The 14,464-nt window shown below is 65.8% G+C and carries 15 protein-coding genes; 9 read left to right on the plus strand and 6 right to left on the minus strand.

The window, feature by feature from the left end:
- The first annotated feature begins 77 nt into the window (after nucleotides 1-77).
- Nucleotides 78-506, plus strand: coding sequence for a phasin family protein (locus E5S69_RS04780; protein ID WP_171513836.1), 429 nt, complete (start codon nucleotides 78-80; stop codon nucleotides 504-506).
- On the opposite strand, the gene E5S69_RS04785 is transcribed toward E5S69_RS04780, so the two are convergent.
- Nucleotides 503-808 (minus strand): DUF1272 domain-containing protein, encoded by a 306-nt coding sequence (locus E5S69_RS04785; RefSeq protein WP_171513837.1) that lies wholly within the window; start codon nucleotides 806-808, stop codon nucleotides 503-505. The genes E5S69_RS04780 and E5S69_RS04785 overlap by 4 nt on opposite strands.
- A gap of 452 nt (nucleotides 809-1,260) precedes the next feature.
- On the opposite strand from E5S69_RS04785, the gene E5S69_RS04790 reads away from it, so the two are divergent.
- The 5 genes from E5S69_RS04790 to E5S69_RS04810 all read left to right on the plus strand — a co-directional run bounded on the left by E5S69_RS04790 (nucleotide 1,261) and on the right by E5S69_RS04810 (nucleotide 3,898).
- Complete coding sequence (locus tag E5S69_RS04790; RefSeq protein ID WP_171513838.1) at nucleotides 1,261-1,869, plus strand: C39 family peptidase; 609 nt, start codon at nucleotides 1,261-1,263, stop codon at nucleotides 1,867-1,869.
- Nucleotides 1,866-2,771, plus strand: a complete 906-nt coding sequence (locus tag E5S69_RS04795) for a hypothetical protein (RefSeq protein WP_171513839.1) — start codon at nucleotides 1,866-1,868, stop codon at nucleotides 2,769-2,771. The genes E5S69_RS04790 and E5S69_RS04795 overlap by 4 nt, the downstream gene beginning before the upstream one ends.
- 101 nt (nucleotides 2,772-2,872) lie before the next feature.
- Entirely contained in the window at nucleotides 2,873-3,229 is a 357-nt protein-coding gene (locus E5S69_RS04800) for a hypothetical protein (protein WP_171513840.1), read from the plus strand.
- A gap of 58 nt (nucleotides 3,230-3,287) precedes the next feature.
- Nucleotides 3,288-3,611, plus strand: a complete 324-nt coding sequence (locus tag E5S69_RS04805; RefSeq protein ID WP_171513841.1) for a hypothetical protein — start codon at nucleotides 3,288-3,290, stop codon at nucleotides 3,609-3,611.
- Nucleotides 3,596-3,898: a hypothetical protein gene (locus E5S69_RS04810; RefSeq protein ID WP_171513842.1), complete on the plus strand. Its 303-nt coding sequence runs from the start codon at nucleotides 3,596-3,598 to the stop codon at nucleotides 3,896-3,898. Before E5S69_RS04805 ends, E5S69_RS04810 begins: the two co-directional genes overlap by 16 nt.
- A gap of 73 nt (nucleotides 3,899-3,971) precedes the next feature.
- Here the strand turns inward: E5S69_RS04810 and gdhA are convergent, their stop codons facing one another.
- The 5 genes from gdhA to E5S69_RS04835 all read right to left on the minus strand — a co-directional run bounded on the left by gdhA (nucleotide 3,972) and on the right by E5S69_RS04835 (nucleotide 10,107).
- Nucleotides 3,972-5,315: an NADP-specific glutamate dehydrogenase gene (gene gdhA, locus E5S69_RS04815; RefSeq protein ID WP_171513843.1), complete on the minus strand. Its 1,344-nt coding sequence runs from the start codon at nucleotides 5,313-5,315 to the stop codon at nucleotides 3,972-3,974.
- Between the two features lie 295 nt (nucleotides 5,316-5,610).
- Nucleotides 5,611-6,366, minus strand: a complete 756-nt coding sequence (locus tag E5S69_RS04820) for a DeoR family transcriptional regulator (protein ID WP_171513844.1) — start codon at nucleotides 6,364-6,366, stop codon at nucleotides 5,611-5,613.
- Nucleotides 6,367-6,525: 159 nt separating this feature from the next.
- A complete protein-coding gene (gene phnY / locus E5S69_RS04825) occupies nucleotides 6,526-7,989 on the minus strand; it encodes a phosphonoacetaldehyde dehydrogenase (protein WP_171513845.1) in 1,464 nt (487 codons plus the stop codon).
- Nucleotides 7,990-8,078: 89 nt separating this feature from the next.
- On the minus strand, nucleotides 8,079-9,341 hold the full coding sequence (gene phnA, locus E5S69_RS04830) for a phosphonoacetate hydrolase (RefSeq protein ID WP_171513846.1): 1,263 nt from the start codon (nucleotides 9,339-9,341) through the stop codon (nucleotides 8,079-8,081).
- 61 nt (nucleotides 9,342-9,402) lie between these two features.
- A complete protein-coding gene (locus tag E5S69_RS04835) occupies nucleotides 9,403-10,107 on the minus strand; it encodes a phosphonate utilization associated transcriptional regulator (RefSeq protein WP_171513847.1) in 705 nt (234 codons plus the stop codon).
- 264 nt (nucleotides 10,108-10,371) lie between these two features.
- Between E5S69_RS04835 and E5S69_RS04840 the strand changes: the two genes are divergently transcribed.
- From E5S69_RS04840 to E5S69_RS04850, 3 genes are all read left to right on the plus strand, one after another.
- The gene (locus tag E5S69_RS04840; RefSeq protein ID WP_171513848.1) at nucleotides 10,372-11,406 is read left to right on the plus strand and encodes a putative 2-aminoethylphosphonate ABC transporter substrate-binding protein; all 1,035 of its coding nucleotides are present in this window, start codon (nucleotides 10,372-10,374) and stop codon (nucleotides 11,404-11,406) included.
- 82 nt (nucleotides 11,407-11,488) lie between these two features.
- Complete coding sequence (locus E5S69_RS04845) at nucleotides 11,489-12,631, plus strand: putative 2-aminoethylphosphonate ABC transporter ATP-binding protein (RefSeq protein ID WP_171513849.1); 1,143 nt, start codon at nucleotides 11,489-11,491, stop codon at nucleotides 12,629-12,631.
- Nucleotides 12,622-14,439, plus strand: a complete 1,818-nt coding sequence (locus E5S69_RS04850) for a putative 2-aminoethylphosphonate ABC transporter permease subunit (RefSeq protein WP_171513850.1) — start codon at nucleotides 12,622-12,624, stop codon at nucleotides 14,437-14,439. Before E5S69_RS04845 ends, E5S69_RS04850 begins: the two co-directional genes overlap by 10 nt.
- The last annotated feature ends 25 nt before the right edge of the window (nucleotides 14,440-14,464 follow it).

Below are 14,464 nucleotides of genomic sequence, written 5' to 3' on the forward strand. Positions count from 1 at the left end.
TGGACAGGATCCCGGCCAAAGGACATGCCATCCCAGCCGCCGGCCGACCTGCCAGTCCTTCCCCCAGGAGACCCAGCATGGCCACGCCTCCCAACCCCTTTGCAGATTTCACCAGGATGATGGAACAGTTCCGCCTGCCGGGCGTGGACATGAGCGCGGTAATCGAAGCACGCCGCAAGGATATCGAGGCCCTGACCGAGGCCAACCGGCTGGCCTATGAAGGCATGCAGGCCGTCGTGAAGAAGCAGCAGGAGATCTTCGCCCAGACCATGCAGCAGCTGCAGGCGGCCGCCCAGCAGTATGGAACGGCGGGCAATCCGGCCGAGGCCATGGCCCGGCACAGCGAGTTCGTGCAACAGCAACTGCACCAGGCGCTGGAAAACATGCGCGCGCTGGCCGAGACCGCGCAAAAGGCGCAAGCCGAGGCGCTTGCGGTCATCAGCAAGCGCGCCGAGCAGAACGTGAAGGAGGCTGGCGAACTGCTCCAGCCGAAATCCAAAGGCTAGCGTCGCTCGGGCAGGACCTGGCCCACCGCCTCGACCAGGCGGGCATGCGCGGCAAGGTCCACCGGCCGGTGCTTCACCTTGGTACCGGCCGGGTCGTTGCCCAGGTAATTACCGTTCTTCCAGTCCCGCGCCGGTCGCACCGGCCGCGGCGCGAACCCACCCCCGCAATTCGGGCAGACGTTGGCGAGCAGCTCGACGCAGCCTGCGCAGAAGGTGCATTCGTATGAGCAGATGCGCGCTTCGGCGGAATCCGGTGGCAGGGGCTTGTTGCAGTGTTCGCAGCCTGGTCTGAGTTCCAGCATGGCGCTCGCTTCCTGTGCGGGTGAATGATCACCGCTATCGTAGCCGCATTCGCGTTCTCCGCATCGGTTCGTTCAGTGATCCCCCGCCTTCCGGCACCTAGCGCCACGCGTCCCGCTGGCCGCAGCCGGCATTGGCAAACCCATACACGCGTGCGATAACGCCGCCCACACCGGCGCGATGCCCTGCCACTCGCGCGGCGCCGGCCGATCAGCCACAACGCCAGCACCGCGGTGATGAGGGGCTGAACTATTCGCTACCGTCGCTTCGACCGCGAAGATTCTCCGGGGTCCGAAGACATGTCGCCGCACCAAGCAGCCACCGCTGCGTCAACTCGCAGAATCGGCCGTCTCGCCAGACCCGCTGGCGCCGCTAACCTGCAGCACATCCACAGCAACGAGAACCATTCTCATCTCAGCGCTGCACCTCGCGACTTGTCTCCAGACGCCCCAGCATGAAGCGCCGGCTTATTTCTATCCTCGCACTGACACTTGCCCAGGTCGCACAGGCCAACGTGGCAGGCACGCCTGCCATGCGTTCATGGAAGGCGATGCGCGATGACGGCGTGGTCAAGCAGCAGTTCGACTATTCCTGCGGTGCCGCCGCGCTGGCCACTCTGCTGCAGCACTACTACGGCGACGCCGTTGACGAAGCTGCCATCCTGAAGCAGATCTCAGCCTGGGGCCCCGCAACGCTCAGCAGCCTGTCGGCCGCCGCCAGTCACTTCGGCTACGAAGCGCGCGGCTACGCGCTGTCGCTGGAGGCGCTGCGGCAACTCAGGCTGCCGGTCATCGTCTTTCTCCATACGGGCAACGACAACCACTTCTCCGTCCTGCGCAGCGTCGATGCGGACTCAGTGGCGCTGGCCGACCCATCGCTGGGCAACCGCATTTATGCCATCCCCGATTTCCTACAGCTGTGGACGACCCGTCCCAGCCGGCACTACCCCGGCCGCGTGCTGGTGGTCCTACCGCGCCGAGCGGGCCAGGCCGGCAATCCGGATTTCATGCGACCGATTCCCGCCAGGTTTGGCGGACTAACACTAAGACCCTTCCAGCCATGATCCGCCGCCTGACCCGGATGGTCGCCGCCACTGCCGCCCTTGCCCCGTGTCCGGCGTCGGCACAAATCGTGCCAACACTGGAGGAATTGCTGACCGCACAGAATCGTTGGCGCGCCGACGCCGGTCTCTCCTACTTCAACCACAAAGCGACTGGCACGGCCGCGCGCGGCCCGATCTATATCCAGGTGGGCCAGAACGTCATCCCGGTGGCAACCGGCGTAGTGCCGAAGACCCGCAATGTGGATTCGCTAGTGGCATATGCCGGCCTGCGCTACGGGCACTCGGCCAACACGGAGCTGTCGTTCTCAGGCACCGGGTCATATACCAACGAACGGACCTTACTGGAAGGCTTCAATCATCAGTCCAGCAACAGCACCAACTTCTCCAGCCTGTCGCTTGCCATCAGCCATCGCTTCCTGAAGGAGAGAGGCAGCCCCGGACTGGTGGCCTACCTGGAAACCGGCGCGGTGGAGCATAGTCACGATGCCACTTCGTACTTCAGCAGCTTCACTGCCGGCGGCACGCTCTATCGCACCATCGACCCGGTGGTGCTCAGCCTGAACGCTTCATATCGCCTGAACCTGCCGCGCCATGACAAGGCCGGCAGGCCAGGCAACGTGCTGATGCTGACGCCGCAGGTCGGCTTTGCCGCAAACGAGACCGTCACCCTCTACGGCGGCATCAACTGGCAATTGCAGCAAGCCGAGGACAGCTCGCGAAGCCTGCCGTCACAACGCAATACACAAACCGCACTGGTCTTCGGCCTGGGCTACCGAGCCAGCGACCGCACCACCATATCGCTCAGCGCCAACGCCAATATCAGCGGCTACGGCGGTGCACAGGTAACGCTCGGCACAGTGGTGAAGCTGGGCGCGATGCCCGAAAGGGAACGTCTGCAGTAACACTTTGATTTCAAGGAGAGGAATCGATGCGAGTCATACCTGGAGTTTCGGTCGCCGTTGCGCTAGCTAGCCTGTGCTGCGCTGCGTGGGCCTCTACGCCCGTGACGTTCAGCGATATCGAGCAAATGGATAACACCGCGGGAATGCATATCAGCCAGTTGTCGGTGACCGAAATGGAATCGGTTGAGGGCTCGGTTGCGCCGGTGGTCATTGCCGGCGTTGCGGCAGTGAGCGGCGCGATTGCCAATGGCGCCACCTATTGGGTGAACACCCCCAACCCAACCGCAGGAGGCCTCGTCTGGACCGCCGGCACCGGCTTCACCGCGGGTGTCGTCGGAAGCATTGCGGCCACGATGCCGCCAGTAGGAGCCATGCTCGCCACCGGCGCCGCGACCTTTATCCCCATGCTTCCCGAGCCGACGCGGACAAAATGCGGGGCCGCCGGCCTGGCTTGCTGAAGGGTTAGACCACCACAAGGCCGGTGGCACCTGGCGCCGGCCAATCACAGGGGCGGCGATGGAATATGGCATCACTGACTACGAGAAGCTCAAGGCAGTCTATTCCTGCTTTGTCTTCTTCTACTTTGTCCCGAGACTCCTGGTGTTTCCGTTCGTCTATGGCGAGCGTTATCTCTGGACGCTCATCTCACTGTGCGCGGTATTTGCCGCCAACTATTTTGTTCTCAGGGGCTTCTTCGCGGGCGACGGGGTGCCAACGCTCTACGAGGCGTGCTACGGCCCCGTCATGAGTGTCTGGTTTGCACTGCTGTGCTGCAAGGTCGAGAGGGACTATCCGGGCTACTACAACAACGAGGTTCGCCGCAGATGGCAGGGACGCTGATGCTTTCCGATTTCCAAATCAATGCCTGCGGCATTGCCATGCTTTGCTACATAGCCATCGTGCTCGGCATCCTGGCGCCGAAGTACTTGCTGGCACCATCGATCCTTCGGCGCCGGTACGGCCGGGCGGCCGGGGCAGTCGCCGGCCTCTTGCTGCTAAACCTTTGCATCTTCACCCTCCTGATGCCAGCCAGGCCGCGGGTGCCGTTCTACGAGGCCTTCGCAGGCGTGTTCCTGAGCCTGTGCCTGTCGTTTCTGCTATGCCAGCGGGCCGGGGAGCAAAGCTGACCGATCCTGACGCCATCCGTCGCTTGCGCCGCAGGTATATGTCGGCCGGCATTGCGCCGGCCGCTACTGCAGGTCAGATTACGCCTTGCGCCAGCATGGCGTCGGCCACCTTGACGAAGCCGGCGATGTTGGCGCCTTCCACGTAGTTGATGTAGCCATCCGCCTTCTGGCCGTGGTGAATGCAGTTCTGGTGGATGTCCTTAATGATCGCGTGCAGCTTCTCGTCGACCTCGGCATGGTGCCACGACAGGCGCATGGCGTTCTGCGACATCTCCAGCCCCGAGGTGGCAACGCCGCCGGCGTTGCTGGCCTTGCCCGGCGCATACAGGATCTTCGCGTCGACAAAGCGATCCACCGCTTCCAGCGTCGACGGCATGTTGGCGCCTTCGGCCACGCAGATCACGCCGTTGCCAAGCAGGGTCTCGGCGTCGTTGCCGTCCAGTTCGTTCTGGGTGGCGCACGGCAGCGCCACATCGGCGGGCACGTGCCAAGGCGTCCGGCCGGCCTCGAAGGTCATGCCGTGGCGCGCGGCGAAGTCCGACAGGCGGCCGCGTTCTTCATTCTTGAAGGCCATGACTTCGGCCACCTGTTCGGTGGTCATGCCCTGCGGGTAGTGCAGCACGCCGCCGGAGTCGGACAGCGTCAGCACCCTGGCGCCCAGCTCGATGGCCTTCTCGGCCGCATACTGCGCTACGTTGCCCGAACCGGAAATCAGCACGCGCAGGCCGTCGAAGCCGCGCCCGCGGCGGTGCAGCATTTCCTGCGCAAAGTAGACCGTGCCGTAGCCGGTGGCCTCCGGGCGCATCAGGCTGCCGCCGTAGGCGAGGCCCTTGCCGGTAAAGACGCAGGCCGACTGGTTCGACAGCTTCTTCATCATGCCGGCCATGAAGCCGACTTCGCGCGCGCCCACGCCGATGTCGCCGGCCGGGATGTCGGTGTCGGGGCCCAGGTGGCGGTACAGCTCAGTCACCAGCGCCTGGCAGAAGCGCATCACCTCACCGTCGGACTTGCCCTTGGGATCGAAGTCCGAGCCGCCCTTGCCGCCGCCCATGGGCAGCGTGGTCAGCGCGTTCTTGAAGGTCTGCTCGAAACCCAGGAACTTCAGCACCGACAGGTTCACGGTCGGGTGGAAGCGCATGCCGCCCTTGAACGGCCCGATCGCCGAGCTGTGCTGCACCCGGAATGCGCGGTTGACCTGCACGCGGTTCTGGTCGTCGGTCCACGCCACGCGGAACTGGATCACGCGCTCGGGCTCCACCAGCCGCTCGAGCAGGGCCTGGTCGGCGTAGCGCGGGTTGCGCTCGACGAAGGGCCACAGCGTCATCATGACTTCCTTCACGGCCTGGAGGAATTCGGGTTGATTGGGGTCGCGGCGGGCAACCCCCGCCAGAAATGCGTCAAGGGAAGGAGAATTCACGAATGTCTCTTGCTGTGCTGGAGTGGCAGTGATCCGGCAGCCTTGCCGGCTGGGTGCCGGTCTGCGGTGCCGTCTGGCGTTGCGCCGATGGAAGGTGGGTCGCCTCCGCATTGTTAGGACAACCAGGGCGGGCCATGCCTGTCCGACAACTCAGCACTTTAGCACCGGTGTGGGGCACTCGACAGTCAAAACACCTGTGACAGCGGCGTCAAAGCCGCATTTTGGTGCGACAGCAAGGGGATTTCCGTGCGATCAGCGGACATAGACATGCCGCCGGGCTGAGGCAGCGACGTCGTTACGCAATCAGCAGCTTGTTGCCCCGTTCCTTCAGGGCCGCGCCCAGCTCAGGCTCCGGCGCCATGTCGGTGATGACCCAGGCCGCCAGTTCGGCGTGCTTGATCGTGATGCCGGTGTTGCGGCCGAACTTGGTATGGTCGGCCACCACGCAGGCCACGTCCGCGGCCAGCAGCATGCGGCTGCGCAGCTCGGCCGCGGCGCGCGAGAAATCGCAGATTTCGCCGCGCGGCGTGATGCCGCCGATGCCGATAAAGGCAAAGTCGGTGTGGTAGCGCGACAGCTGCTCGATGGTGTCCCAGCCGTGCGTGGCGTCTTCGTTGTCCTGCAGCTCGCCGCCCAGCACGATCACGCGGTTGCCGTTGCGCCGCCCCAGCAGCTGGGCGATGGCGAGATCGTTGGTGTAGACCAGCAGGTTGTGGTGCCCATGCAGCGCCTGCGCCACCGCGTGCGTGGTGGTGCCGTAGTCCAGGATCAGCGAAGCACCGTCGCGCACCAGCTCGGCCGCGCGCACGCCGATGGCGCGCTTGCCTTCGGCATTGACCAGCGCGCGCGTCTGGGTATCGGGCTCGGTGCGGTCCGGCGCCAGCGCGCCGCCATGGGTCAGCACCAGCAGCCCGCGCGTGGCCAGCGCGTTGAGGTCGCGCCGGATGGTCTCGCGCGACACGTCGAGTTCGCTCACCAGCTCGCTGATGGCCAGCGCGCCGGTCGCGGAGAGCTGGTCGAGGATGTATTTCTGCCGTTGTTCGGCGAGCACGGTGACTCCGGGAGGATCGGGAACTTGGGGGCTGATTCTAGCGCAGCCTATCCTTGGCGTGCCAAGGCGCCGTGCCCCGAACAACCGCTTGCATGCTCCCCTCTCCCGCTTGCGGGAGAGGGGAGCAAACCGGCCGTAGCTGTCACGCTTTCCGGCGCCTCACCCCCACGGCAGCGTAATCGTCTTCAGATTGGTAAAGCTCTTCGCCGCCTCCTGCACCCCCTCCTTGTACCCCAGCCCCGAATCCTTGATGCCGCCGAACGGCGTCAGTTCGATGCGGTAGCCAGGCACTTCCCACAGGTTGACCGTGCCCACATGGAGCGCATTGGCGATCTTGGTGAACGCCTCGATATTGTTGGTGCATACGCCGGACGACAGCCCGAACGCGGTGCCGTTGGAAATCCGGATGGCGTCGTCGACGTCGCGGAAGGTGATGATCGGCGATACCGGACCAAAGGTTTCCTCGCGCACCACCGTCATCGACGGATCGACGCGGTCCAGCACGGTGGGCGAGTAGCTGGCCCCATTGCGCTGGTTGCCCGCCAGCAGGCGCGCGCCCTGCGCCACCGCCTCGTTGACGCGGGCTTCGAACAGCTGCGCGGCCTGTTCGTCGATCACGGTGCCCATGTCGACGCCGCGGTCCATCGGGTCGCCATACTTCCAGGCGCGGGTCTTCTCCACCACCAGCTCGGTGAAGCGACCCGCCACGGCCTGATGCACCAGCATGCGCTTGACCGCGGTGCAGCGCTGGCCCGAATTCTTGTACGAACCCTGCACCGCCAGGTCCGAGGCGCGCTCCAGGTCGGCGTCGTCCAGGACGATCAGCGGGTCGTTGCCGCCCAGTTCCAGCACCACGCGCTTGTAGCCAGCCTTGCTCGCAATGTACTTGCCGATCGCCACGCCGCCGGTAAAGGTGACGAGGTCCACCGCGGGGTGCGTGATCAGCTCGTCGGCGATCTCGCGCGGGTCGCCGGTGACCACCTGCAGCATCTGCGGCGGCAGGCCCGCCTCATACAGCAGGTCGGCCAGGTAGAACGCCGACAGCGGCACCTTTTCCGACGGCTTGAGCACCATGCGGTTGTTGGTGGCGATCGAAGGCGCCACCTTGTGCGCGACCTGGTTCATCGGGTGGTTGAACGGCGTGATCGCGCAGATCACTCCCATCAGCGGCTCGCGCTGGGTCATCACGCGGCGCTTCTTGCCGTGCGGCGTCAGGTCGCACGAGAATAGCTGGCCGTCGTCGCGCAGCGCCTCGGTGGCGGCAAAGCCCAGCACGTCGGCGACGCGGCCGATCTCGTACAGCGAATCCTTCTTGGACAGGCCGGACTCGAGCGTGATCAGGTCCGACGCCTCCTCGGTACGCTCGCGCAGCAGGGCCGCGGCGCGGTTCAGGATGGCGGCGCGCTCATAGCGCGTCAGCGTGGCGCGGTAGGCCTGGCCCACCTCGAAGGCGCGGCGCACGTCCTCGAGCGTGGCCTTCGGCACGGTGCCGACCAGCGCGCCGTCAAACGGATTGCGCACTTCGATCACGCGCTCGCGCACGATCTTCTGGCCATCGATGCGCAGTGCCTCGGCGCGGAAGTGGGGGCTGACGGCGCCAGCGGGAAATTGGGGGGCGTTCATGAGTCTCCTCCGGTCAATACAGGCTCAGACAGCGGCTCGAACAGCAGACTCAAGCTGCGTGCCCGAACCGCTCGATACGATCCACGCGTTCAGTGCAGGTGGTTCAGCGCGACATCGAAGATGTCGAAATTGCGCAGCACGGCCTTGCCGGGAATGCCGGCGGTGGCGCGGTTGAACACCAGCGGCACGGTCTGCTCCGACACGCCGCCGTGCGAGCGCAGCGGCGCGTCCAGGCCGGACAGGTCATGGCGGCTGCGGCTGGTGCCCAGCACCACGTGCCGGTCGCTGGTGACAACAAGATCGCCGACGCGGTCGGGCGGCAGCTCGAAGCGCGCGCAGGCCTCGGCATTGGTCAGCACGCTCTCCACGCCTTGCAGGTCTGACAGGCGCGCCTGGATAGCGGCCAGGTCGGCATCGTCGGGCAGGTAGATGGTGGCGTAGGAACCCAGCGCGCCGTGGTGGACCACGTACGGATCGGTGATCGGCAGGATCACGCGCGCGCCGCCGTCTTCCACGCCGCGCCCAAGCCAGGCGTCCAGGTGGTCCTGCAGGTAGATCACGTTGGGCGCCTTGGTGGCCTCGTCGTGCTTGGCATTCATGCCGTGGTCGGCGGTCAGCGCCACCACGCAGCCCAGTTCGTCCAGCCGCGCCAGGTACTTGTCCATCATCGCGTAGAAAGCATTGGCACCATCCGAGCCGGGCGCGAACTTGTGCTGGATATAGTCCGTGGTGGACAGGTACATCAGGTCCGGGCGTCGCGTCTCCATCAGGCGCACGCCAGCGGCGAAAACGAATTCGGACAGCTCGGCGCTGTAGACATCCGGCACCGGCATGCCCACCAGTTCCAGCACGCCGTCGATGCCGTTTTCCGCCAGCGTGGCCTGGTCGGCCTTCTCCGACGAGAAGCAGATGCCGCGCATGCCGTGGCCCAGCAGCCGGCGCAGCTTGTCCTTGGCGGTGACCACGGCGACGCTGGCGCCGGCCTCGGCAAAGGCGGCCAGGATGGTGCCGGCGCGCAGGTACTTGGGGTCGTTCATCATCACTTCCTCGCCGCGCCCGCCATTGGCGCTGCGGTCGAAGAAGTAATTGCCGCAGATGCCGTGCACCGCCGGCGGCGCGCCGCAGACGATGGACAGGTTGTTGGGATTGGTGAAGGTCGGCACCACGCAGGCGCCGCGGAAGGCGGAGCCGCTGTCCAGCAGGCGCTTCAGGTAAGGGGCGCGGCCGCTGGCGGCGGCGGCTTCGAGATAATCGAACTCGCAACCGTCGACGCAGACCACCACGACGGGCTGCTGCATCCAGCGGTAGCTGCGCTGGTTGACGGTAATAGTGCGGGCGTTGGTCTCAGGCATGGTTGGTTCCTGTGCGGGATCGCGGTCGGTAAGGCGGTAGCGGCAGTGGATTCGGTCAGGTTCAGGCGGCGGCATCGGTGCCGGATGAGGCCACCGCGGCATGCATGCGCGCGCGGCCGCGCTCGACGTGCTCGCGCATCAGCCGCGCGGCCAGTTCGCCGTCGCGCGCGGCAATCGCCGAGACGATGGCGCGATGCTCGCGGGTGGAATCGGGCATGGCGGCGTGGCTGCGCGACAGCGCCTCGCGCCGGAACAGCGTCAGCTCCTTGACCAGGCGCCGGTAGGTGTCGAGCAGCTTGCGGTTGCCGGCCAGCGCGACCATGCGGTCGTGGAACGCCAGGTTCAGGCGCGTGTATTCATCGACATCGCGCGCCTGGCTGGCCGCATCCAGCGCCTCCACCAGTGCGCGCAATTCGCGCAAGTCCTCGGGCGTGATGCGGGCAGCCAGTTGCCGGCCGATGAACTCATCCAGCACGGCACGCAGTTCATAGATTTCATCGGCTTCCTCCACCGAGATGGCACGCACGAATACGCCGCGGTTCTTCTCGGTGCGCAGCAACCCGGCCTGCTCCAGCGCACGGAAGGCTTCCCGCACCGGCCCGCGCGACACATTGAGCTGCCCCGCGACTTCGATCTCGTTGAGCTTGGCCCCGGGTGCCAGCTCGCCCGACATGATCCGCAACTCCAGTTCCCGCTGCACCAGCGTCGTCAGGGACTGGCTCTGCAGGATGGTGATTTCGCTCGCCAGCGGCGCTTGGCGTGACATGAAAACTCCCGTTTGTGACGGATTCAGCAATATCGAAAATCCTTATTGCCATTAAAGCAAGCGGTTTGTATATTGTCAACAATCAAGACATCGGCGCAGAGCAACGGGTGGCACGCAGCCGGCAAGAAGTTGGGCATATGTTTTGCAAGTGTTGTAGCACAAGGGTTTTATGGTGATTCAATGTTGTGCAGCGCGCCCCATGGCATTGCAACAGATTCACCACATTGACACATTTCTCCACCTACAATGCCGGAAGGAGTCCCCATGCAACCGTCCTTCACCAACACCCTGCGCACCGCCGCCGCCGTGCTTGCGCTAGCCGCCAGCGGCACCGCGCTGGCCCAGAAGACCACGCTGACCGTCTACACGGCGTGGGAGACCGAGACCCTCAAGCCCTATGCCGAGGGCTTTGCCAAGGTGGCGCCCGATATCGAACTGAAATACGTGCGCGACTCCACCGGCGTCATCACCGCCAAGGCGCTGGCCGAAAAAACCAACCCACAGGCCGACGTGATCGCCGGGCTGGCGGCGTCGAGCCTGGAACTGCTCAAGCAGGAAGGGATGCTGACGCCGTACACCCCCAAGGGTTTCGAGAAGCTCACGCGCGACTACAGCGACAAGGCCAATCCGCCGTCATGGGTGGGCCTGGACGTCTGGGGTGCCACCATCTGCTTCAACACCGTCGAGGCCAAGAAGCGCAACCTGCCGCGCCCCGAAACCTGGAAGGACCTGGCCAAGCCGGTCTACAAGGGCGCCATCGTGATGCCCAACCCGGCCTCTTCCGGCACCGGCTTCCTCGACGTGACCGCCTGGCTGCAGCTCTTCGGCGAGCAGGACGGCTGGAAATACATGGACGCGCTGCACGAGAACATCGCGCAATACACGCATTCCGGCTCCAAGCCCTGCAAGCAGGCAGGCGCCGGCGAATTCCCGATCGGCGTTTCGTTCGAGCTGCGCGCGCACAAGACACTGGCCTCGGGCGCGCCGATCGAGATGATCTTCCCGAAGGAGGGCCTGGGCTACGACATGGAGGCCGCCGGCATCGTCAAGGGCACCAAGAAGATGGAGGCCGCGCAGCGCTACCTGGACTGGCTTGCCAGCAAGGAAGCCAACCAGCTGTTCGCCAGGGACTGGGCCATCGTGGCTTACCCGGGCGTGGCGCGCAAAGTGGAGACCATCCCGGCCAACTACGAGCAGATGCTGGTCAAGAACGATTTCAGCTACATCGCCAAGAACCGCGAGCGGGTGCTGACTGAATGGCAGAAGCGCTACGCCAGCAAGTCGGAAAAGCAGCCCTGAGCGCCGTCCTGTACAGGCGCCGCCGGCCCGTTTTGCGGGCAGGCGGCGCCGGGTCCCCTAACAGAACACACAGGCCCACGCCATGCAGACCTCCACATCCACGGCCGAGACCTACCTCAGCCTGAAAGGCATCCACAAGCGCTTCGGCGGCAGCAGCGGTGCCTTTGTCGCGCTCCACCATATCGACCTCGACGTGCGCCAGGGCGAGCTGCTGTGCTTCCTGGGCCCGTCGGGCTGCGGCAAGACAACGCTGCTGCGCATCATCGCCGGGCTGGAATCGCAGAGCGCCGGCACCATCCGCCAGGGCGGGCGCGACATTTCCACGCTGCCGCCGATGGAGCGCGACTACGGCATCGTGTTCCAGTCCTACGCGCTGTTCCCAAACCTGACGGTGGCCGACAACGTGGCCTACGGCCTGGTCAACCGGCGCATGCCGCGCGACCAGCGCCGCGCGCGCGTGGCCGAGCTGCTGACCCTGGTGGGACTGCCGGACCGCGGCAACCAGTACCCGGCGCAGCTGTCGGGCGGCCAGCAGCAGCGCGTGGCAATTGCCCGCGCGCTGGCCACCTCGCCCGGCCTGCTGCTGCTGGACGAGCCGCTGTCGGCACTCGACGCGCGCGTGCGGGTGCGGCTGCGCAGCGAGATCCGCGCGCTGCAGCAGCGGCTGAACATCACCACCATCCTGGTCACGCACGACCAGGAAGAGGCGTTGTCGATGGCGGACCGCATCGTGGTGATGAACCAGGGTGCGATTGAGCAGGTCGGCACTCCGGCGCAGATCTACCAGCGTCCGGCCACGCCGTTCGCGGCGGACTTCGTCGGCAAGACCAACATGCTGGGCGCGCGCATCTGCGGCGACGGCGAGCTGCACCTGGGCGGTGTGCGCATGCGCTGCGCCGCGCCCGTGGGCTGCTGCCCCGACGAGGACGTGCAGGTGTTCTTCCGCCCGGAAGACGTCTGCGTGCGCGGCATCGAACAGCATGGCCCCAATGTGCTCGAGGCCACCGTCGACAAGATCGAATTTCTCGGCGCGTTTTCGCGCCTGACGCTGCGGCTGCCGGACGCCGCGCCCGCGGCACCAGGCGGCGCCGGCGCAACGGGCAGCGCGCTGTATGCCGACCTTTCGCTCAATGACCTGCATGAGCTGCGCCCGCACACCGGCGACCGGCTGCGCCTGGCCATTCCCGCTGACCGACTTCGCATCTTCCGCCACGCATGCGCATGAGCCTCACTGCGGCGCCGGCCACTACGTCTGCCACCATGCCGGCTACCGACACCGCCACCCCCGCCGCCAGCGTGCCGCCAGGGCCTGCCAGCCACGGCGCGCAGCCCGCGCCAGCGGCGCTGGCCGCCACCTCGGTGCGCGCGCACTGGACCGACCGCCTTGCCCACCTGCTGCTGGCGCTGGCCGCGCTGGCGCTGGCCTGCTTCGTGCTGGCGCCGATCGTGATGATCCTGGCCAAGAGCGTGCAGAACCGCGACGGCAGCCTGGCCGGCATCGCGCACTTCCGCGCCTACTTCAAGTCGCCCGCGCTGCTGCGCTCGGTGTGGAACAGCTTGTGGGTCTCGGCGCTTGCCACCTGCATCACGGTGCCGCTGGCGTTCGGCTTTGCCTACGCGCTCACGCGCAGCCGCATCGCCTGCAAGGGCCTGCTGCGCAACCTGGCGTTGATCCCGCTGCTGGCGCCTTCGCTGCTGGCGGCGATCTCGTTCATCTTCTGGTTCGGCAACCAGGGGCTGTTCAAGCCGTGGATGGGCAGCACGCAGATCTACGGGCCGCTGGGCATCGTCGCCTCGCTGGTGTTCGCCACCTTTCCGCACGCACTGATGATCCTGATCACGGCGCTGTCGCTGACCGACGCGCGGCTGTACGAGGCCGCCGACGCGCTCGGCACCTCGACCGTGCGCAAGTTCGTCACCATCACCGTGCCGGGTGCGCGCTACGGCCTGGTCAGCGCCGCCATGGTGGTGTTCACCTATGCGATCTCTGACTTCGGCATCCCCAAGGTGATCGGCGGCAACTTCCATATGCTGGCGACCGACATCTACAAGCTGGTGATCGGCATGCAGGACTTCTCGCAAGGCGCGGTGGTGTCGCTGATGCTGCTGGTGCCGGTGGCGGTCACATACTGGGTCGACGCACGCGTGCAACGCCGCCAGATGGCGCTGATGTCGGCGCGCTCGGTGCCCTATGTGCCGCGCCGCAGCCCGCGCTACGACCTGGCCATGGCGGTGTTCTGCTGGCTGATGGCGGCGCTGATGCTGGCGGTGATGGGCATGGCGGTGTACGCGTCCTTCGTCAAGCTGTGGCCGTACAACTTCTCGCTGTCGCTGAACCATTACCGGGTGGGCCTGGTCGAGGGCGGCGTGGTCGATTCCTACCTGAACAGCGTGCGCATGGCGGGCCTGGCCGCGGTGATCGGGCCGGTGTTCATCTTCGCCACCGCCTACTTGCTGGAGAAGAGCCGTGGCATGGACTGGCTGCGCAGCTTCGTGCGGCTGATGGCGGTGCTGCCGATGGGCGTGCCGGGGCTGGTGCTGGGGCTGGGCTACATCTTCTTCTTCGTGCCGCAGGCCAACCCCATGCACGGGCTGTACCAGACCCTGGGGATCCTGGTGCTGGTGACCATCGTCCACTATTACGCGTCGTGCCACCTGACGGCGGTGACCGCGCTCAAGCAGCTCGACAGCGAGTTCGAGGCCGTGTCGGCGTCGCTCAAGGTGCCGTTCTACAAGACCTTCTTCAAGGTCACGGTGCCGGCCTGCCTGCCCGCCATCCTGGAGATCTCGCGCTACCTGTTCATCAATGCCATGACCACGGTCTCGGCGGTGGTGTTCCTGTACGGCGCCGACACCAAGCTGGCTTCGGTGGAGATCGTCAACCTGGACGAGTCCGGCGACATCGGCCCGGCCGCGGCGATGGCCACGCTGGTGGTGCTGACCTCGGCCTTCGCCTGCCTGCTCTATTACCTGCTGCAACGCGTGCTCGATTGCAAGACCCAAGCCTGGCGCCAGGGCCAGGGCAACGACTGATCTTTACTCTTTCCCTCCTTCCCAA

Source organism: Cupriavidus necator (assembly GCF_013141915.1).
In the GTDB taxonomy this organism is placed as follows: domain Bacteria; phylum Pseudomonadota; class Gammaproteobacteria; order Burkholderiales; family Burkholderiaceae; genus Cupriavidus; species Cupriavidus necator_B.